This window comes from Streptacidiphilus pinicola (genome assembly GCF_003258295.1).
Classification (GTDB): Bacteria; Actinomycetota; Actinomycetes; order Streptomycetales; family Streptomycetaceae; genus Streptacidiphilus; species Streptacidiphilus pinicola.
On the sequence record NZ_QKYN01000106.1, the window covers coordinates 1 to 18,880 of the forward strand.

Below are 18,880 nucleotides of genomic sequence, written 5' to 3' on the forward strand. Positions count from 1 at the left end.
CGCGGCGGGGCTCGCGGACACGGTGTGCAGGGTCCCGGCCAGGACGTTTCCTGAGCGTAGGATGGTTCGGGAGCGACCCGAGGTGGGCGTGCCGAGGCAGGGCGCCGCCGCTGAACCAGGAGGCGCACCGATGCCTGGCGACATTCCCGTCCATCCGGATCCCGACATCTCACCGCCGAGCGATCCCTCGCCCCGACCGGGCCCGCCGAAGCCGGGTCCACCGAAGCCTGTGCCGCCTGCACCTCCGGGACCGCCGGAGCCGCTGCGCCCGCCGGCGCCCCCGATCCCGCCGGACCCGGTCGAACCCTCCGACCCGGACGAGCCCGCCGAGCCGGAAGACCCGGGGACGTCGGGGGAGCCGAGCGAGGATCCCGACGCCGTCGCGGGGTCGCGGGTGCGCGGCACCCGGGTGCGGGGCGTGCTGGGCGCGCCCTCCTGGGTCAGCCTGATCGTGCGGGACCTCGGGGCCGCCGAGCGTTTCTACCAAGGGCTGCTCGGGTGGGAGTTCGAGCAGGGCCCGGAGCGCCTCGGCGCTTTCGTCTACGTCGTCGTCGACGGTCACCGGGTCGCCGGTATCAGCGAGGTCGGCGACCTCGGCTTCGGCACCGGCTGGACCACGTTCTTCGGCGTCCGGGACGCCCACGAGAGCGCCCGTCGGATCGCCGACCGGGGCGGCACGATCGGCGTCGGTCCCGTGGCCATCGACGCCGGCCGCATCGTCCTCGCCCGCGACCCCGACGGGGCGAGCTTCGGCCTGTGGCAGGGCCCGGAGGAGCTGCCCGAGGCGTCGACGTCGTTGGTCGCCGGGGTTCCGGCGTGGATCGAGCTGCGCACGGGCGACCCGTTCAAGTCGGCCCTCTTCTACGGCGAGGTGCTGGACTGGGACCCGGAGATCTCGCACCGCACCGAGGTGGTGTGGGAGCACGAGCGTGTGGTGCTGCGCAGCGACGGCCGCAACATCGCCGCGATCGGCGGCCCCGAGCCCTCGCCCGTCCCCGGCGCGGTGACGCACCCGGCCTGGCGGGTCTTCTTCCCCACCCCCGACCTCGCCGACGCCCTGGTGCGCGCGGTCGAACTCGGCGGCACGGTCCTGGTCCCGTCCACGCCGACCCCCTACGGTCCGGTCGCCCAGCTCCAGGACCCCTCCGGCTCCCGCCTCTGCCTGATCCAGCCGCCGCTCCAGCCCGCGCAGTGACCGCGGGGTGACGGCGGATCAACCCGGCTGGTCCGCCAGGGGGTCCGACTCCATCGGCCCGAACACCGCGGCGCTGAGGCGGACGGTGCGCGCCGTCATGCTCGCGCGGGACTCGCCGGGGTGGTCGATCCACCAGTTCACCAGGGCGTCGAAGACGTTGACCCAGGCCGCGGTCATCGCGGAGGAGTCGAGCGGGTCGTCGTTGCCGGCCAGGTGGAGCAACTCGCGCACGCCCTCGGCGCCCACGGCGTGCATGCGCCGCGCGTACCGGGCGTGCCGCTCGGTGATCTCGGGCGCGGCGGGCATCGTCGGGTCCCGGAACACCCGCCACATCCAGGGCCGAGGCTCCAGCGCGGCGAAGAACTGGTCCAGCGTGACGACGGCGCGCTGCTGACCCACCAGGCCGAGCCCGGCGGTGCGCTCGATGACCTCGACCAGCACCTCGCCCGCGGTGCTCAGGCAGGCCGCGAACAGCCCCTCCTTGGAACCGAAGTAGCTGTAGATCAGCGGCTTGGAGATGCCCGCCTGTGCGGCGACGGCGGTCAGGGAGGTGCCGGCGTATCCGTGTTCGGCGAACACCCGGCCCGCGATGTCGACGATCTGACGCTCACGTTCCGCTCGGGCGACGCCCTTGGTCCCAGCCTTTCCCATGGCGGAAGCATAGCCGAGCGAATTGACCCTCTGGTAACTTACCCGCGGGTCAAATCGCTCGCGGGAGGAGCACCATGTCGGACCTGCTGGATCCGCTGCAGAACCCCGTCACCTACGCCATACCGTTCTTCGTGCTGAGCATCCTGGTCGAGCTGGCCGCGCTGCGCCTGCTCGACCACGACGACAGCGTCACCGGCTACTCGTTCAAGGACGCCCGGGCCAGCCTCACCATGGGCGTGGGGTCGCTGTTCTTCCTCACCGCCTTCAAGCTCGGCACCTTCGTCGTGTACAGCGCGCTCTACACGTACGCGGCGCCCTGGCGCCTCCCGGCCGACACCTGGTGGTTCTGGGTGCTGCTGCTGGTCGGACTGGACTTCTCCTACTACTGGAACCACCGGTTCGTGCACCGCACCAACATCGGCTGGGCCGCGCACCAGTCGCACCACTCCAGCGAACACATGAACTTCACCACCGCGCTGCGGCAGAAATGGAACCCGTGGTTCGAGTTCTTCTTCTGGCTGCCGCTGCCCCTGCTCGGCTTCGCCCCGTGGGCGCTCTACGTGGCGTTCTCGGTGAACCTGGTCTACCAGTTCTTCGTCCACACCGAGCTGGTCGACAAGCTGCCGCGGCCCGTCGAGTTCCTGTTCAACACGCCGTCCCACCACCGCGTGCACCACGGCTCGGATCCGGAGTACCTGGATCGGAACTACGGCGGGATCCTCATCGTCTTCGACCGGATCTTCGGCACCTTCCAGCCGGAGGCACGCCGTCCGACCTACGGCCTCACCAAGCCGGTGGGGACCTACAACGTGCTCGCCCTCGAATACCGCGCGTTCGCCGAACTGCTGCGCGACGTCCGCTCCGCCGCCCGCCTGCGGGACAAGCTCGGCTACCTCTTCCGGCCCCCGGGCTGGGAGCCGGACGCGGAGAGTGCCGTCAGTTCGAGAAGTCCTGGGTGAGCCACACGTTGCCCGAGCTGTCCCGCATCACGGCGATACCGATGTGGTGGAAGTCCGGGCTCAGGATGTTCTTGCGGTGGCCGTCGTTCGGCGGCTGCTCCGCGAGCATGGAGCGGGTGAGACCGACGGCCATGCCCGCGATGCCGGAGGTGTCGTTCGAGACGGGCCCGCCGGTGCCGATGTTCTCGCCCGCGCTGGTCCACTGGACCCCCGCCGCCGTCTCCCGGTCGCCGAGCTGGGGCTCGCCGGGGCAGTCGTGGGAGAGACCGCAGCCGCTCGCCATCACCCGGTTGTGACCGCCGGAGCTGCTGTCCAGCCCCGAGCTGAGCGTCAGCGGCGACAGCCCCTGCTGCGCGCGGGCCTGGTTGATCACCGCCAGCACCTGCTGGGCCGCCGCCTCGTCGGGTGAGGTCGGGGGCGGCGGGGGAGCCTGGGTCGCGGAGTGCGTGGGCGCCGGAGTCGGGGTCGGCTTCACGCTCGGAGAGGCGGAGTGGCTCGCCGATGGTCGGGCGCTCGGCGTCGCACTGCCCATCGCCGACGCGGACACGTCGGCGCTCGGCGAGGCCACAGCCGTCGTCGTGCCCGCGCCGGCCACGGCGGTGGTCACGCGGGGCTGCCCGCTGCCGTGCCCGAACAGCACCACGCCCGCCCCGACCGCCGCCGTGACCGTCACCGTGGCCGCCGCGGCCAGCAGCGGCTTGCCGGAGAACGCGCCGAACCGGCGTCGCGGCAGCCGGTGCGAGACCGGGCCGGAGGAGGCACGTTGCGCCGGTATCCGTGCCGTCGTCTGCGTGAGCGGGTGGTCGCCGATCGGCGCCGCGCCGGGGTGCCAGGCGAAGGCGTCCGCCGCGGCGGCGGCGTGCAGACCGCCGGCGCCGATGCGGCTCAGCAGCCAGGCCGCGTAGCCGGCCGGCAGGGGCACCAGGGCGAGGTTGACCAGCAGCCGCTCCGGCGGCACCAGGTCCGCGCCCAGCGCGCCGCACTGCGGGCACTCGCGCAGGTGGCGGGCCAGCCGCTTGCGCCAGAGCGCGCCCGGCACGCCGTCCCACAGGTGCACCATCCGGGCCAGCTCCACGCAGCGCGGCTGCGCCGCGAGCGCGCGGACGACCCCGCGGGAGACCTCCAGCTGGGCCTTCATCCGGCTGACCCGCACGGTCACGTGGTGCGGCTCCAGCCCCAGCGCCCCCGCCAGCTCGGCGCGGGTCAGATGCCCCGCCGTCACCAGCCACCACAGCGACAGCAGCTCGCGGTCGTCCTGGTCCAGCCAGCGCGTCGCCTCGACGGTCTCCCGGCGCTGACCGGACAGCCCCAGCTCGGTGAGCGTCAGGTCCTCGAAATCCGCGCCCGGGTCGGCGACGGCGGCCAGCTCGTCGAGCGCGCCCTCGTGGCTCTGCGACGCCGTCGTCCGCGACTGGATGTGCCGGCGTATCTGGTTCATCGTGATCGCCGCCAGCCACGACCGGTACGCGGAGTCGTCCCGCAGGTCCGGAAGGCCGCGCAACACCCGCAGCATCGTCTCCTGGACGACGTCGTCCACGTCCACGCGCCCGGAGAGCGCGCGGCCGACGATGTTGTAGACGAGCGGCAGGCTGTGTGCGACCAGCTCGTCCAGGGCCTCCTCCCTTCCGCTGCGCGCCGCCGCGACCAGCCCCGCCTCCACCGACCAGCCCGCCATGCCGTGCTCCTCGCTCACCTCGGTTTCGTCCGTACGTGAGTGGAGACCCTACGGAACACACGGGGGTCACAGAAATCGGCCGGTCGGCTGGAATTTGCCGTGCGTCACCAGCCGCCGAGGACTGCCTCGGGGTCGTCGGTGGTGTGCATCGCCGCCTCTTCGGCTGTCGCCGCGCCACCGGAGATGCCCGCGTCGGAGGCGATCAGGTGACTGCGGGCGTGGTCCGACTCCACCAGCCGCCCGGAGCGGGTCTCGCCCGCCTCCGGATCCACCGGCTCGCCGTCCGTGCCCACGCAGTCGCCGATGCCGTCGTCGTCCGGTGCGCAGACCTCCGGCGTCTCGGCGCGAAGGCGTTGGTCGAGCGTCTCACGGTCCCGCTGCTCGGCTGCGGTGTTCCCGTACCGCCCGACGGCCAACGGCCGCTCGGGTGGGGCGTAGCCCTCGTCCAGCACGTCCGCGAGGCCGCGGTCGTCCAGGGTGTCCTCGGGCTCGAGCGGCGAGACGTCGTCCTGGACGTCGCCGTCACCGCTGGGCTGGTAGACCTCGTCCCCCATCAACTCGTCGTTCGACACGGTACGCATCCCTTCCGGCCCGTCCCGGGCCCTCTCGGCGAGCCGCGGAATGCCTGCGGCGCTGACGGAGGTTGCTTCGATACTCCCACCAGGGCGCCTCTGACGCTCTACGGACGTTGCCCCATCAGGGGGCGCGGGACTCTGCCGATCTGCGGCTCCGCCGCGTGGGCGCGAGAGCTGCACTCTCCAGGGGCGCGGGACTCTGCCGATCTGCGGCTCCGCCGCGTGGGCGCGAGAGCTGCACTCTCCAGGGGCGCGGGGAACTGCGCGACAAGCCACCCGGCGACGTGGCAGGCCGAACGCGCAGGGCCATCCGCACGCCGGTGGTTGCTCGCGCGGTTCCCCGCGCCCCTGGGTAGTGCAACGGCCTGCTCGCGCAGTTCCGCGCGTCTCCGGCGGGGAATGCTTCCTAGTGAGCGAGGAGGCGGGCGCGATGAGGGGTTCGGCGGCGTTCGGGCGCCTGTTCGGGATACCGGTGCGGGTGCACTGGAGTGCGCCGGTGCTCGTCGCGGTGTTGGCCGTGGGGCTCGGGGGGCGGACGTTGCCCGCGTGGTTGCCGGGGAGGGGTGGCGGGTTCTATCTCGGCGCCGGCCTGCTCGGCGCGCTGCTGCTGGTCGCCAGCCTGATGGCGCACGAGCTCGCGCACGCCCTCGCCGCGCGGCACGCGGGGACGCGGGTGGACTCGATGACGCTGTGGGCGCTGGGCGGGGTCACCCGCATCGGGCGGGTGACCGCGCCGGCGCGGGCGCTGTGGGTGGCGCTCGCGGGGCCGCTGGTCAGCCTGGTTCTCGCGGGGGCGGGCATCGGGCTGGGGTTCCTGGCGCTGCGGGCACTGGACTGGGAGGTGCCGGCGGCACTCCTGCTCTGGTCCGGCGTGGTGAACCTGCTGGTCGCCGTCTTCAACCTGCTGCCCGCCGCGCCGCTGGACGGCGGCCGCGTGCTGCAGGCGGCGCTGTGGTGGCGGGCGGGGGACCGCGAGCGCGCGGAGCGCCAGGCGGGGCGGTGCGGGCAGGTGCTCGCCGTGCTGATGCTGGCCGGGGGCTGGGTCGCCCTGGTGCGCGGCGCCGGGGTCGGGCTGTGGCTGCTGGTCATGGGCGGGTTCCTGGCGATCGCGGCGGCGGCAGAGATCCAGCACGCCACGATCGGGCTGGCCGTGCGCGGCCGCCGCGTCGGGGAGCTGGCCTCGCCGCCGCTGAGCGTGCCCGACTGGTCGACGGTGGCCCAGTGCCTGGCGGGCAGCGCGGCGTGGCGCTCGGCCGGCTCGGCGGCCCTGGTGGACCTGGACGGGCGACCGAGCGGGGTGGTGCGGCTGCGCACGCTGCTCGCCGTACCGGAGCGGATGCGCGAGGAGGTGCGGGTGCGCGACGTGGCCGTCCCGCTCGGGCAGTGCGCGACGGCCGCGCCGGACGAGGAGCTGCCCGGCCCGGCGCTGGACGCGGCGCTGGGCAACCCGCCGCTGCTGGTTCTGGACGGGGGACGGCTGGTCGGCGTGGTCACCCTCGCCGACATCGCCGTCCTGATGCGCCGCCGCCGCCGCTCCGTCCGCGGTTGAGCTCAGCCCCCTGAGCTCAGCCCTTGAGCAGGAAGTCGTAGACCGCCTGCCGGCCGATGTCGCTGGTCGCGCGGCTCTGCACGGAGTGGGACGCGCCCGGGACGACGACCGCGCGGCCGTTCGCGACCAGGCTCGCCTCGTCCCACATCCACGCCAGCGGCGTGGAGAGGTCCCGGTCGCCGCCGAGCAGCAGCACCCGGATACCGCCGGGGATGCGCCGGTGCGCGGACGGGGAGGGCGGCACCTGCTCCCGGGGCCAGTTCAGGCAGGAGAGCAGGGTGCCGAGGCCCGTCGCGGTGTCGGCGTCGAAGGGGAACACCTGCGCCGGGGTGAGCCGGGCCCGGGTGGCCGCGACGGTGGCGGGGCGTGAGGCGACCGGCGTGTCGTCCGTGCCCCACGGGAAGTGTCCGTCGGCGCAGAGCGTGGACGCGTGCAGGCCCTGGCTGAGCTGGTCCGCGGTCGCGGCCGAGCCCTGCGCCACCGCGCTGATCATGGCGTTCAGGTAGACGGGGGAGCCGTTCGCGGCCTGGTGCAGGGCGTCCAGCATCCGGCCCTGGTTCGGGTCGACGAACTCGTAGCCGGTCAGCGTGTCCAGCACGGCGACGCCGTCGTGGTAGCGGCGTACCACGGCCGCGACGTCGGCCGCCGGGTCGTAGCCGCACTTCAGCGCGGCGCAGGAGGCGGTCAGCACGCGCGGCACCGCCTGGATCGCGGCGAGGTCGAGCGGGTCGTCGCCGGTCTGCGGCACGACCGAGTCCAGCACCAGGCTGGTCACGTGCGAGGGGTGGGCGAGGGCGTAGCGCTCGGCGGTGAAGGTGCCGTAGGAGACCCCGTCGAGTGAGATCCGCCGGTCGCCGAGCGCCTGCCGCAGCGCGTCGAGGTCGGCGACGGTGTCGGCGGTCGAGTAGAAGCGGCGGTCCGGGCCGAGCGACGCGGCGCAGTCGGTGACGGCCTGGTCGGTGGGCGCGGTCAGGTCGGAGGAGCCCATCTGCTGCTGCAACGCCGGGCACTGGAGCGCGTTCTGGCCGGTGCCACGCTGGTCGACGAAGACGATCCGGTACTGCGCCAGCAGCGGCTGGAGCTTCGGCAGGATGCGCGGCGCGAGCGGTTCGTCGGGCTGACCGGGACCGCCGGAGAGGAAGACCAGGTCACCCTTGGGTGCGTTCGCGTTGCCCGTCATCGCGACCCGCAGGCCCAGCGTGCCGGGGACGCGGCCGGAGTGGTCGAGCAGGACGGTCAGCGTGGCGCAGCCGAGGTCCGCCTCGTCGGGGCAGGGCGTGGACCCGGTCAGCACCGGGCGGGCGGAGGACGCCGGGACGCGCGCGGCGGTGGAGGAGCCGGTGCAGGCCACCGTCGCGGTCAGGGCGGCGGCCACGGCCAGGCCGGTCGCGGGGAGAAGTCTCATGTCTCCAGCCTGTGACGGCGGCTGACGCCGGACCACTCGGTGTGCCACGATTCGAGCACGTTCGAAGCCCGGCCGGAGCCGCTCGCGCCGGGCCACGGGGGAACGGGCAGTCGGCACGGTAGGCGGGGGCACACCGGCGATGATCGAGATCACCCTGGACGCAGGGGCGCTGGCGCGCACCCGGTTCGTCATCTCACCCTTGCACGAGGTCGGCGCGACCCTGTTCGGCTGGCCGCACCCGCCCAGGCCCCAGGCCCGCGCGCTGCTGACCCGCGCCCGCGCGGCCCTGCACGGACCGGAGCTGCCGCTGCTGCGCACCTTCGCCCTCGGGAGCGGCGGCTACGTGCCCGACTTTCTGGCGCCCCACCCGGAGGGCCCGTCACCGACCGTGGACGAGCAACTGGCGCAGGTCGCCGCGACCGCGCCGGTGCGGGTGGAGGCCGAGCTGGAGGCGCTGGCCTGCGGCCGCCCGGACAACGGGCTCGCGCCGAGCGAGCGGCAGGACGCGGTGGCCGCGCTGCTCGCGCGGGGCGGACGGCGGCTGGCTGCGCAGGCGGTGGACGAGCTGCGGCGCTACTGGCAACTGGTCTTCGCCCCCGAGTGGGACGCGGCCCGCGCCGCCCTCGACGCCGACGTCCGGCACCGCGCCCAGACCCTCGCCTGGCAGGGCGCCGGGGCGCTGATCCCGTCACTGCACCCCGCGCTCGGCTGGGACGGCGGCGTGCTGCGCATCGAGAGCCGCTTCTCGGTCGCGCTCCGCGCGCCCATGGTCGTCTTCATCCCCTCGCTGGTGGCCACCGCTCTCAGCGTCGGGATCGACCCGGTCTACCGGACGGAGCCGCGCGTCCCGGTCATCACCTACCCCGCCGTTCCGTCCGCGCCGGACGGGGCGCCCGCCTCCGCCGACCTGCGCCGGCTGTTGGGCGTGACCCGCGCGGACCTGCTCGCCACCCTGACCGCGCCGGAGACGACGGGCACCCTGGCCCGCCGTCACTACCTCACCGCCCCGACGGTCTCCTACCACCTCGGCATCCTGCTGCGGGCCGGCCTGGTCACCCGCGAGCGGGCGGGCCGCGAGGTGCGCTACCGGCGCACCGACCGCGGCACCCGGCTGGCCAGGACCGGGAGCTGAGTACGTCCACGTCCGGATCGTTGTCCGAACGTTGCGTCAGCGCGTCGCGCGGGCGCCGGTCGGCTCGTCAGAATCGGCGCGGGAAACGTCCGCTCGTCAGATCTTCTCTTCAGAACAAGGATTCAGATGCGTGCCATATCGGGGGTCCGTGCTTCCTCGCGCTTCGGCGTGATCGGTGTCGTCGCGTCGGCGGCGGCTCTGCTCTCCGGCTGCGGGATGGTGACGATCGGGGGAGCGAAGACGGTGGCGACCCCGGCCGTCACCGCCAGTGGCGCCGTGCAGTCGTCGGCGCCGACCGCCACGGCGAGTGGCGCCCAGGGGCAGGTCCTCGCGGCGCTGCCGCAGCGGCCGGCCACGGCCAGGGACTGGACCGGCGCCCAGGACCCCTCGGCGATGGGCATCCTCACCGTCGAGCAGTTCATCGAGGCCGACTACACACCCTCCGCCTGGACCACCGAGCGCGGTGCGCAGCAGTCCCGCGGCCTGCAGTTCGCGGGCCGCCGCGCCTGGTACGACCCGGCGACGGCCACCTACGTCGACAGCTTCGTCATCCACTACGCATCGGCGGCCGGTGCCGAGAGCGACTACCTGTCCCAGGTGAAGGCGGACGCCAAGAACTACGACGCCCAGGGCTCGTTCACGGTCCCCGGTGTCGCCAAGAGCAAGGTCTTCGTCAAGTCCGGGCTGGACTCCAACGGCAACGCGCTGACCATGGGTCTGGCGGTCGCGGGCGACGACGTGCTGCGCGTCGTCGTGATGAAGCCGGCCACGCCGGACCACGACACCGCGGTCCAGGTGCTGTCCGGCGAGTACCAGGCGCTCACGAAGTCCTGACGGCCGCCCCCACCCCGCCGGGGCGGGCGAGGGCGGCGAGCGCCAGCGCGGGCTCGTTGCTGATCACCACGTCCGCGCCCAGGCGCGCCACGGTGGCGACGCGGGCCGGGCGGTCCACCGTCCAGGTGCTGACCGCCAGCCCGCGGCGGCGGGCGAAGGCGACCAGGGGGCGGGTGAGCCGGTGGTGCTCCACGTTCAGGTACTGCGGCCGGACCCGGGTCAACAGGCCCGCGCCCGGCGGCAGGAAGGACTCCCAGCTGAGCGCGATCCGCGCCTGCGGCGCGGCGGCGCGGATCCGTTCCAGCGCGGTCTGCTCGCCCGCGAAGACGCAGCGGTCCAGCAGACCGAGCTCGTCGACCACGGCGAGGGAGGCCGTGCCCTCGGCGGGCCCGGGGACGTCGACCATGACGGTGACGCCCGCCTGCGCGCACAGCCGCAGGCCCTCGCGCAGCGTGGGGACCCCGTCGGCGGGCTCGTGGCCCAGTGCGAACAGTTCGGCGGCGTCCAGCTCGGCGGCGGCGCGCGGTACGGCCCAGAGGCGGTGCAGGGTCGCGTCGTGGAGCAGCACCGGAGTGCCGCAGCGGGCGAGGCGCACGTCCACCTCGACCCATTCGGCGCCGAGGGCGAGCGCGGCGCGCAGGGACGGCAGCGTGTTCTCCCGGGCGATGCGCGGCGCGCCCCGGTGGGCGACGACGGCGACGCGCCGTGGCAGGTCCCTCGCGTCCTCGGCCGGCATGGGTGCGCACCCGTCTTCTCTTCGGTCTTTCGGTAGGTCAGGCGTTCGGCCAGGTTACCCACCCGCTGCCGCCGGACGGTGCATGATCTGTCATGCTGCCCCCACCGGGGGTAATCGTGCGATGAGCTGATGAGTCAAGGAGAGTTGCATGGAGCCGGATCGACCCGAGGAACTCTCGGGGTCGGCGTCGCCCGCGGCGGCGGAGCCCGCCGCTCCGCTCTCGATGCTGGACGCGGTCGGCCGCCTCAGCCCGGAGCAGGCCGGGCTCCTCGGGGTGCTCATCGGCCTGCGCCGCCTCGACGACGGCCCGTCGGCGAAATCCGCGCAGCCCCAACCGTCCGTGGAGCCGTCGGCGCAGCCGTCCGTGGAGTTGCCCGACGCGTAGGTCTTCCGCTGCGGCGTGGGAGCGTGGCGCACTGGAAGCAGGCTGGTATCCCGGGTCGAGGGAGGGGCGACCGGCGGAAGGAGACCATGATGGACGACAGCAGCGGCCCCGCTCCCGGCGGAGTGCACACCAAGACCTGGACGGTCCGCGTGGACCTCTTCGAGGACGGCGACGTCACCAGCGCGCACGCGGTGCTGGACTGCGGGGACTCCCGCCTGCAGGCGCACTCCGCGTCGCTGCGCGACCCTGTGGACCGGCCGCAGGCGCAGATCGGCGACGAGTTCGCCGCCGGGCGCGCCCTGATCGACCTCGGCTACCAGCTGCTCCGCGAAGGGCAGGCGGACACTCGGGCGAACACCGTGCTGCCGGGATCGTGACGGGTGCCGTGAGCAGGCTCAGCCTTCCGCCTCGGCCCGCTTCTTGACGCCGAGGAGCATCCGGCGCTCCATCAGCAGGCCGACCGGTTCGAGCACGTAGAGGGAGAAGAGCCGCGCGGCGGGGGTGTGGTCGGGCGGGGCGATGCGGTTGCGGCTGACCAGTCGGGTGCTGTGGCCGCGTGGGTAGAGGCCGAACGACCACACCCAGCGCCCGTCCTGGGAGCTCAGTACCAGGCCGCGCTCCACGTCGACGTCGACGACCTCCAGCACCGGGCCGCGCGGGCTCAGTGGCAGCAGGTCGCCCGGCTTGAGCTCCGGCGGCGGGGCCTGCGGGCCGCCGGGGATCCGGCGGTCGAGGCCGAAGACCGTCTCGATCCAGGCGTAGGTGTACGCGCCGCCGCGCCCGGGGCCCTGGCGGATCAGCCAGGGCCAGGCAGCGGACGGCCAGGTGTCGACGGTGACCGCGCGGGTGGTGACCAGGGGCGCGGCGGGCAGCAGCTCGTCGCCGGGCATCGCCCGGCACACCTCCACCGCACTGGCGCCCCAGGTCAGGCACGCGTAGCGCCACAGCCACGGGTACGCCGCGCCGGCGGCGACGGCCGCGAGCGCGCCGGTGCCGAGGGCCTGCCTCGCTCTGGCTCGCATGGTTCCCTCCCGTTGGATGCCCGTTCCGGACGGGCTCAGCCGAAGCGGCCGTCCTCCTCTGCCGCGGCGTCGACCGCGCCCGCGCGCAGGAGTTGGCGGCCGAGCTCGATCAGGGCGCGGCCCGCCGCGTACTCGTCGCCGATGTCCGCGATGGCGAGGTCGTGCGGGTTGCGGTGGGAGGAGCCGTTGCCCTCCAGGGTGCGCTCGGGGGTCTCCAGGACGGCGCGCGCCCGGGTGTCGTCGCCCTCCTCGTAGAGGTCGACGGTCAGGGCCCAGCGCTTGGCGTGGAGTGGGGCGGGTGCGGGGATGGTGGGCGAAGTCATGGCGGTGTCCCGATCTCGTGGTCGCCGTCCGCGCGCCAGCCCTCCCGTGCCGCGCAACGACGCGTCGCTGCATCACGCGGACACTCCCACGGTACTCAGCTTCGCGCCCTGGGGACAGGGGTCGCGCAGATACCACTGGGGGTATTTGGCGATGGCGCCCGACTCCGTCTACCCTGCCTGTCAGATACCCCGGAGGGTATTTTGCCGATCCGCGCCGCTGATCCGCGTGATCGATCCGCACGAACGAGGGAGCCCTGCCGTGAGTCCCACCGAACCCCGTCTCGCCGAGCGGTCGCCCGCGCCGCCGCCGTCCGCCGCGCGGTGGCCTCAAGGGCCGGGGGTCCTCGGGCGCCTCGGGACGTGGGCCGCGCGTCACGCCAGGGCGGTCTTCGTCGGCTGGCTGCTGCTCGTCGTCGCGCTCGGCGCGTTCGCGCCCAAGGTCACCACGGCGCTGTCCGGCGCGGGCTGGCAGGCCAACGGTTCGGACTCGGTCGCGGCCCGCACCGTCGCGCAGCAGCACTTCGGCGGGAACGCCTCCTCGGCGCTGCAGATCGTGGTCAAGGCCGCGAAGCCCGTCTCCGACCCGGCCGTCCAGCAAGTGATCGCCCGGGCCGAGCACCTCGCCGCCGACGACCCGCGCGTCTCCGCCGTGGTGCCGCCGCAGCCGGGCGCGACGATCAGCCGCGACGGGCACACCGCGATCGTCCTCGCGGGCGCCAAGGCGAGCCCGGACGAGATGGTCCGCGCCGCCGACGCGCTCAAGGGGCCGCTCGCCGCGCTGTCGACGCCGGGTGTCCAGGTGCACGCCACCGGCGCGTCCGTGCTGTGGAGCGACTTCAACGCCGCCAACCACAGCGCGATGATCCACTCGGAGATCCTCTCCTGGCCGGTGACGCTGGCCATCCTGGTCGTCGCCTTCGGCTCGCTGGTCGCCGCCGGGCTGCCGCTGCTGCTCACCATGGCCGGGCTCGCCGCCTCGGCCGGTTCGCTCGTGCTGATCAGCCATCTCTTCCCGGTCTCCGTCTGGGCGATGAACTTCGCGATGATGTTCGCGCTGGCCCTCGGCATCGACTACGCGCTCTTCCTGGTGGTCCGCTTCCGCGCCGCCCGCAGGGGCGGTGAGCGTTCGGCCGTCGAGGCCGTGGCCGAGACCATGGACACGGCCGGCAAGGCCGTGCTGCTCTCCGGCGTCACGGTGCTGGTGAGCCTCTCGGCCGTGATGCTCGTGCCCTCGCCGGCGTTCCGTTCGATGGCGGGCGGCATCATGCTCGCCGTCCTGTTCGTGCTCGCCGCGACGCTGACGCTGCTGCCCGCCGTGCTGGCCAGGCTGGGCCGCCGGATCGACGCGCTGGCCCTGCCCTGGGCGCGCGCCAAGGCCGGTGCGGCGGAGCAGGGTTCGCCGCGCTTCGCCGCCTGGGGCGAGCGGCTGTGGCGGCACCCGCTGCGCTACGGCGCCGTGGCGCTGGCCGTGCTGCTGGCGCTGGCCGCGCCCGTCGTCGGGCTGCGTACGGCCATGCCGTCGATCACCGTCATCCCCGCCGACGCCAGCGCCCGGGTCGGTTACACCGCCGTGCAGGAGGCTTTCGGGCCGGGCATGCCGGGCATGCTGCAGATCCTCGCGCCGGGCGGCCAGGCCGCCGAGGTGCAGGCGAAGACCGCCGCGACGCCCGGCGTCGCCGCGGCCATGCCGGCGCAGCCCGCGCCGGACGGCTCCGGCTGGTCGCTCGTCCAGGCCGTGCCGAAGGTCGATCCCTCGAACCCTGCACTGAAGACCACCGTCGACACGCTGCGCGCCGAACTCCCGCGCGGCACCCTCGTCGGCGGCGCGGCGGTCGAGAACCTCGACCTGCAGCACGCGCTCGACCAGAAGACCCCGCTGGTGATCGGCGTCGTCCTGGGCCTCGGCTTCCTGCTGCTGCTTGTCGCGCTGCGGGCACCGCTGATCGCCGCGCTCGGCACGCTGACCAGCCTGCTCTCCACCGGCGCCGCGTTCGGCGCGGCCCGGCTGGTCTTCCAGGACGGCCACGGCGCGGGCCTGCTCGGCTTCCAGCCGCAGGGCTTCCTGGACGGCTGGGCACCGGTCTTCTTCTTTGCGATGATCTTCGCCATCGCGATGGACTACACGGTGTTCCTGCTGGCCTCGGCCAAGGAGCACTACGAGCGGACCGGCTCGCCGCGTGCGGCGATGACGGGCGCGCTGGCCCACTCCGGCCGGGTCGTCTTTGCGGCGGCCGGTGTGATGGTCGCGGTCTTCCTCACCTTCGCGCTCTCCGGGCCGCTGCCGCCCAAGGAGATGGGCCTGGTGCTGGGTCTCGCGGTGCTGTTCGACGCGGCGCTGGTCCGGCTGGTGCTGCTGCCGGTGCTGCTGCGTCTGACCGGCCACGCCGCCTGGCGCGCCCCGGCGTGGCTGCGCCGAGTGCTCCCGGACATCCCGTTCTCGCACGGGTGAGGCAGAGGGAATGGATACCCCCTGGGGTACGATGACGGGAAGCTGTGAGACGTGAGGATGGTCGAGGACGCCATGAAGGTCGACGAAGACGCGCAGGGCGCGGTGCTGAACCGGCTGCGCAGGGCTCAGGGGCAGCTGGCCGGGGTGATCGCCATGATCGAGGCGGGGCGTGACTGCAAGGACGTCGTCACGCAGCTCGCCGCGGTCTCGCGGGCGCTGGACCGGGCCGGGTTCAAGATCGTCGCCAGCGGCATGCGCCAGTGCCTGGCCGCCGTGGAGAGCGACGGCACGGCCGACGCCGCGCCGATGACCGAGGCCGAGCTGGAGAAGCTCTTCCTGACCCTCGCCTGAGCCGCTCCCCAACGGCGTGGACGCGCACGATACCGTGCGCGTTCACGCCATTTGCACACTTCCGCAATTCACGATGTGCGACTACTCGGTCACGCATAGCGTCCAGCCATGGCGAACACGGACATCGCACTCAAGGAAGCCATGACGATCGACGGCGCGCTCGGCGTCGCCCTGGTCGATCTGGCCAGCGGCATGAGCCTCGGCGTCATGGGTGGGACGGCGGACCTGGACCCGGCCGTCGCCGCGGCCGGCCACACCGACCTGGTACGCGCCAAGTACCGCACCATGGAGATGCTGGGGCTGGAGGGCGCGATCGAGGACATCCTGATCACGCTGACGCGGCAGTACCACCTGATCCGCCCGCTCACCGCCCCCTCCGGCGCGGGCCTCTTCCTCGTCCTGCTCCTCGACCGCCAGCGCGCCAACCTGGCCCTGGCCCGCCGGCGGCTGCAGGTGATCGAGGGCGAGCTGGATCTGTGAGTCAACGGGCGGTCGCGCCGCCGCTCTACCAGCGCAAGGCCGAGCTGTTCCGGTTACTGGGCCATCCCGCCCGGATCCGCGCGCTGGAGCTGCTCAGCGCCGGTCCGACCAGCGTGCGCGCCCTGCTCGACGACATCGGCGTCGAACCGGCCTACCTCTCGCAGCAGTTGGGGGTGCTGCGGCGGGCGGGCGTGGTCGCCTCCCGCCGGGAGGGCACCGCCGTCGTCTACGAGCTGGCCGGACCGGACGTCGCCGACCTGCTGCGGGTCGCCCGGCGGCTGCTGGCCGAGCTGCTCGCCGAACAGCAGAGCCTGCTCGACGAGCTGCGGTCGGACCCGGGCACGGACCCGGACGCGGCGTCGGCCGCGCCTGCGAGGATGGGCGGGTGACCACCATGAAGTTCGACGACGGGGCCGACGTGTCCGCCTCCCCGCTGCAGGCCGAGGCCGCCGCGGTGGCCGCCGAGGCGGCCGGATACGACGGCTTCGCCGTCTCCGAGACCAAGCACGACGCCTTCACCGCGCTGACGCTGGCGGCACGCGCGACCGAGCGGATCGCGCTGCGCTCCGCCATCGCGGTCGCCTTCTCCCGCAACCCGATGACGGTGGCGACCCTCGCCAACGACGTGCAGCTGGTCTCCGGCGGCCGGTTCCAGCTCGGTCTCGGCTCGCAGGTGCAGGCGCACATCGAGCGGCGTTTCGCGATGCCGTGGGGCAGGCCCGCCGCGCGGATGGAGGAGTTCGTCCGCGCCGTGCGCGCGATCTGGTCCGCCTGGGCCGGGGAGGGCCGCCTCTTCTTCAAGGGCGAGTTCTACCGGCACACCCTGATGACCGAGTTCTTCGACCCCGGCCCGAACCCGCACGGCAACCCGCCGATCCTGCTCGCCGCGGTCGGCGAGCGGATGACCAAGGTGGCCGGCCGGGTCGCCGACGGCCTGCTCTGCCACCCCTTCACCACCGCCGCCTACCTGCGCGAACGCACCGTCCCCACACTGCGCGAGGCGCGCGGCGGCGCGCTCGACGACTACACCGTGTGCCTGTCGCCCCTCGCCGTCCTCGGCGCGGACGCCCCCGCACGGGCCGAGGCGGAGCGGAGCGTCCGCGCGCAGATCGCCTTCTACGGCTCGACGCCGGCCTACCGCGTGGTCCTGGAACACCACGGCTGGGGCGAGCTCGCCGACCGGCTCCACGCGCTGTCGCGCGTCGGGGCGTGGGACGAGATGGCGGCGGAGATCCCCGACGAGGTGCTGGACGCCTTCGCCGTCTCCGGCACCCCCGCGGAGGTCGCGGCGGCCCTCGGCACCCGCTTCGGCGGGGCGGTGGACCGCGTCTCGCTGTACACCCCCTACGCCGTGGACCCCGCCCTGACGGGTGAGGTCGCGAAGCGGGTGCGCGGGCAGGAATGACCGCGCGACCTCGAACGTTGGGCGTGTTGGCAGAGGAAATGACTGAGAAGGAGGCCCCCGTGGGCACGCAGACGCAGAAGGCCGTGCTGGCCGGCGGTTGCTTCTGGGGTATGCAGCAGCTGATCCGCCGCCAGCCGGGTGTGCTGGACACCCGCGTCGGCTACTCCGGCGGCGACGTCCCGAACGCGACCTACCGCAACCACGGGACGCACGCGGAGTCCATCGAGATCGAGTTCGACCCCGCGGTGACGGACTATCGCGCGATCCTGGAGTTCTTCTTCCAGATCCACGACCCGTCGACGCGAAACCGCCAGGGCAACGACATCGGCACGAGCTACCGCTCCGCGATCTTCTACCTGGACGACGAGCAGAAGCGCGTCGCCGAGGACACCATCGCCGACGTCGACGCCTCCGGCCTCTGGCCGGGCAAGGTCGTCACCGAGGTCGCCCCGGCGGGCCCCTTCTGGGAGGCCGAGCCGGAGCACCAGGACTACCTCGAGCGCTATCCGAACGGGTACACCTGCCACTTCCCGCGCCCGAACTGGAAGCTGCCGCGGCGCAACGGCTAGTCGTCGCTACTGTTCCGCGTCGTCGAACCGGTCGGTGAGCCAGTCCGCGCCACGCTGGGCCGCCAGGGTGCGGCGGGTGCGGCGGGTGCGGGGGAGCTGGTACGGCTCGGGCGTGGTCGCGCGGGCCGACTCCGTGGCCAGCTTGGTGCCGGCGGTGGCGAGTTCGAGCAGGAGGCGGCGTCGGCGGGCCGGGCCGCGCGCGCGGAGCCACGCGGTGTAGAGGCCCTCGATCTCGCCGACCACCGCCGCCAGTCGCAACTGCGCCTCCCGCGCCTGCTTCACGCCGCTCCGTCCCCGTTCGTCGTACTCTGGGTCAGCTTCCCGTCGCATCAAGCCATTTGCTCATGTGCGCAAGTATGGGAAGTGTAGTCCCTGCGACACGCCTCACACGGCCGAGAAGCATCGGACGCGTCCAACTGGCCCGGGTTACCCTGCCGTTATGTTGGGGGTGTTCGCGGCCGTGGCCGCGTTGTGCGGCGCGACGGCGCCGTGGGCGGTGTTGCCGCTGGTCGCCGCCGTCTGCTGGGGGTGCTACGACGGCGCGGTGCTGCCGCAGGACGGCGCGGACCTGCGAGCCCTCGCGCTGCTGAGCGCGTTCGTGCTGCTGGGCCACCTGCTCGCCGGGCCGGTGGAGCGCGCGGCGTCCTGGCGCCGCGAGGCGGCGCGGGTCGCCGCCGAGGCCAACCCGCTGTTCCGCCCCGACGACCGGCGTCGCGCGCGGCTGCGCCGCAGCCGGTCCCGGCTGTTGCTGACCTCGCTCGGGCTGGGCGTCGCGGTCGGCCTCGCTGTCCACGCGCACGGCGCCGCCGCGGCGGACGCGGCCCGCGGCCATGCACATCCGGTCACCGCGACGACGCTCGCGAACGCGGTCCCCGCACCCAGGGGCAGGGCGACGCCGCGGGCCGCCGCGGTGCCCGTCGTCAACGTGCCTGCGGAGTGGGACTACCCGGCGGGCTCGCGGCACCTCGGTCGGGTGCTGGTCTTCCGCCACCAGGCGGCCGGCACCCGGCTGACCGTCTGGGTCGACGACGCGGGCCGCCTGGCCGCGCAGCCCGCCTCCACGGCGGACCAGGCCGTCTTCGCCCTGCTGGTGGGCCTGACAGGCACGGCCGGCGCGGCGGTCCAGGCGGAGGCGGAGAGCCCAACAGCCTCCCAGGGACAGCGTCGCCGCGCCGCCCGGGCCTG

The 18,880-nt window shown here is 73.8% G+C and carries 22 protein-coding genes; 14 read left to right on the plus strand and 8 right to left on the minus strand.

Features of this window, described 5'->3' with window-relative positions:
* The first annotated feature begins 229 nt into the window (after positions 1-229).
* Complete coding sequence (locus tag DN069_RS39505; protein WP_111504855.1) at positions 230-1,195, plus strand: VOC family protein; 966 nt, start codon at positions 230-232, stop codon at positions 1,193-1,195.
* An 18-nt stretch (positions 1,196-1,213) separates the two neighbouring features.
* On the opposite strand, the gene DN069_RS26040 is transcribed toward DN069_RS39505, so the two are convergent.
* Positions 1,214-1,846: a TetR/AcrR family transcriptional regulator gene (locus DN069_RS26040; RefSeq protein WP_111504857.1), complete on the minus strand. Its 633-nt coding sequence runs from the start codon at positions 1,844-1,846 to the stop codon at positions 1,214-1,216.
* A gap of 74 nt (positions 1,847-1,920) precedes the next feature.
* On the opposite strand from DN069_RS26040, the gene DN069_RS26045 reads away from it, so the two are divergent.
* Positions 1,921-2,805 carry a sterol desaturase family protein gene (locus DN069_RS26045; protein WP_111504859.1) on the plus strand — a complete coding sequence of 295 codons (885 nt, stop codon included), beginning with the start codon at positions 1,921-1,923 and terminating at the stop codon, positions 2,803-2,805.
* Here DN069_RS26045 and DN069_RS26050 read toward each other — a convergent pair.
* Entirely contained in the window at positions 2,783-4,498 is a 1,716-nt protein-coding gene (locus DN069_RS26050) for a sigma-70 family RNA polymerase sigma factor (RefSeq protein WP_243639732.1), read from the minus strand. The genes DN069_RS26045 and DN069_RS26050 overlap by 23 nt on opposite strands.
* 86 nt (positions 4,499-4,584) lie before the next feature.
* Positions 4,585-5,052: a DUF5709 domain-containing protein gene (locus tag DN069_RS26055; RefSeq protein WP_111504861.1), complete on the minus strand. Its 468-nt coding sequence runs from the start codon at positions 5,050-5,052 to the stop codon at positions 4,585-4,587.
* Between the two features lie 433 nt (positions 5,053-5,485).
* Between DN069_RS26055 and DN069_RS26060 the strand changes: the two genes are divergently transcribed.
* A complete protein-coding gene (locus DN069_RS26060) occupies positions 5,486-6,604 on the plus strand; it encodes a site-2 protease family protein (protein WP_111504890.1) in 1,119 nt (372 codons plus the stop codon).
* 16 nt (positions 6,605-6,620) lie between these two features.
* Here DN069_RS26060 and DN069_RS26065 read toward each other — a convergent pair whose 3' ends face one another.
* Entirely contained in the window at positions 6,621-7,751 is a 1,131-nt protein-coding gene (locus tag DN069_RS26065) for an alpha/beta fold hydrolase (RefSeq protein ID WP_424556323.1), read from the minus strand.
* A 397-nt stretch (positions 7,752-8,148) separates the two neighbouring features.
* Here DN069_RS26065 and DN069_RS26070 point away from each other — a divergent pair, with 397 nt between their 5' ends.
* Positions 8,149-9,141: an ArsR/SmtB family transcription factor gene (locus tag DN069_RS26070; protein WP_111504864.1), complete on the plus strand. Its 993-nt coding sequence runs from the start codon at positions 8,149-8,151 to the stop codon at positions 9,139-9,141.
* Positions 9,142-9,267: 126 nt separating this feature from the next.
* On the plus strand, positions 9,268-9,975 hold the full coding sequence (locus DN069_RS26075; RefSeq protein ID WP_111504866.1) for a hypothetical protein: 708 nt from the start codon (positions 9,268-9,270) through the stop codon (positions 9,973-9,975).
* Here DN069_RS26075 and DN069_RS26080 read toward each other — a convergent pair.
* A complete protein-coding gene (locus tag DN069_RS26080; RefSeq protein WP_111504868.1) occupies positions 9,962-10,711 on the minus strand; it encodes a glycerophosphodiester phosphodiesterase in 750 nt (249 codons plus the stop codon). The two genes, DN069_RS26075 and DN069_RS26080, sit on opposite strands and share 14 nt — an antisense overlap.
* 148 nt (positions 10,712-10,859) lie before the next feature.
* On the opposite strand from DN069_RS26080, the gene DN069_RS40310 reads away from it, so the two are divergent.
* Positions 10,860-11,096 (plus strand): hypothetical protein, encoded by a 237-nt coding sequence (locus DN069_RS40310; protein WP_165845639.1) that lies wholly within the window; start codon positions 10,860-10,862, stop codon positions 11,094-11,096.
* 89 nt (positions 11,097-11,185) lie between these two features.
* The gene (locus DN069_RS40315; RefSeq protein WP_165845640.1) at positions 11,186-11,473 is read left to right on the plus strand and encodes a dsRBD fold-containing protein; all 288 of its coding nucleotides are present in this window, start codon (positions 11,186-11,188) and stop codon (positions 11,471-11,473) included.
* A gap of 18 nt (positions 11,474-11,491) precedes the next feature.
* On the opposite strand, the gene DN069_RS26090 is transcribed toward DN069_RS40315, so the two are convergent.
* Positions 11,492-12,118 (minus strand): SRPBCC family protein, encoded by a 627-nt coding sequence (locus DN069_RS26090; RefSeq protein WP_111504872.1) that lies wholly within the window; start codon positions 12,116-12,118, stop codon positions 11,492-11,494.
* Positions 12,119-12,153: 35 nt separating this feature from the next.
* Positions 12,154-12,441, minus strand: a complete 288-nt coding sequence (locus DN069_RS26095; RefSeq protein WP_111504874.1) for a dsRBD fold-containing protein — start codon at positions 12,439-12,441, stop codon at positions 12,154-12,156.
* 259 nt (positions 12,442-12,700) lie between these two features.
* Between DN069_RS26095 and DN069_RS26100 the strand changes: the two genes are divergently transcribed.
* From DN069_RS26100 to msrA, 6 genes are all read left to right on the plus strand, one after another.
* Positions 12,701-14,890 carry an MMPL family transporter gene (locus DN069_RS26100; protein ID WP_243639734.1) on the plus strand — a complete coding sequence of 730 codons (2,190 nt, stop codon included), beginning with the start codon at positions 12,701-12,703 and terminating at the stop codon, positions 14,888-14,890.
* A gap of 72 nt (positions 14,891-14,962) precedes the next feature.
* The gene (locus DN069_RS26105; protein ID WP_111504892.1) at positions 14,963-15,241 is read left to right on the plus strand and encodes a metal-sensitive transcriptional regulator; all 279 of its coding nucleotides are present in this window, start codon (positions 14,963-14,965) and stop codon (positions 15,239-15,241) included.
* Between the two features lie 108 nt (positions 15,242-15,349).
* A complete protein-coding gene (locus DN069_RS26110) occupies positions 15,350-15,721 on the plus strand; it encodes a hypothetical protein (protein WP_111504878.1) in 372 nt (123 codons plus the stop codon).
* Complete coding sequence (locus tag DN069_RS26115) at positions 15,718-16,110, plus strand: ArsR/SmtB family transcription factor (RefSeq protein ID WP_111504880.1); 393 nt, start codon at positions 15,718-15,720, stop codon at positions 16,108-16,110. The genes DN069_RS26110 and DN069_RS26115 overlap by 4 nt, the downstream gene beginning before the upstream one ends.
* Positions 16,111-16,115: 5 nt before the next feature.
* Positions 16,116-17,126: a TIGR03617 family F420-dependent LLM class oxidoreductase gene (locus tag DN069_RS26120; RefSeq protein ID WP_111504894.1), complete on the plus strand. Its 1,011-nt coding sequence runs from the start codon at positions 16,116-16,118 to the stop codon at positions 17,124-17,126.
* 59 nt (positions 17,127-17,185) lie between these two features.
* Positions 17,186-17,695 (plus strand): peptide-methionine (S)-S-oxide reductase MsrA, encoded by a 510-nt coding sequence (gene msrA, locus DN069_RS26125; protein WP_111504882.1) that lies wholly within the window; start codon positions 17,186-17,188, stop codon positions 17,693-17,695.
* Positions 17,696-17,701: 6 nt separating this feature from the next.
* On the opposite strand, the gene DN069_RS26130 is transcribed toward msrA, so the two are convergent.
* Positions 17,702-17,977, minus strand: a complete 276-nt coding sequence (locus DN069_RS26130; RefSeq protein ID WP_243639735.1) for a hypothetical protein — start codon at positions 17,975-17,977, stop codon at positions 17,702-17,704.
* Between the two features lie 157 nt (positions 17,978-18,134).
* Here DN069_RS26130 and DN069_RS26135 point away from each other — a divergent pair.
* Positions 18,135-18,880, plus strand: a 746-nt coding sequence (locus tag DN069_RS26135; RefSeq protein ID WP_111504886.1) for a hypothetical protein, incomplete at its 3' end; no start/stop codon positions are given.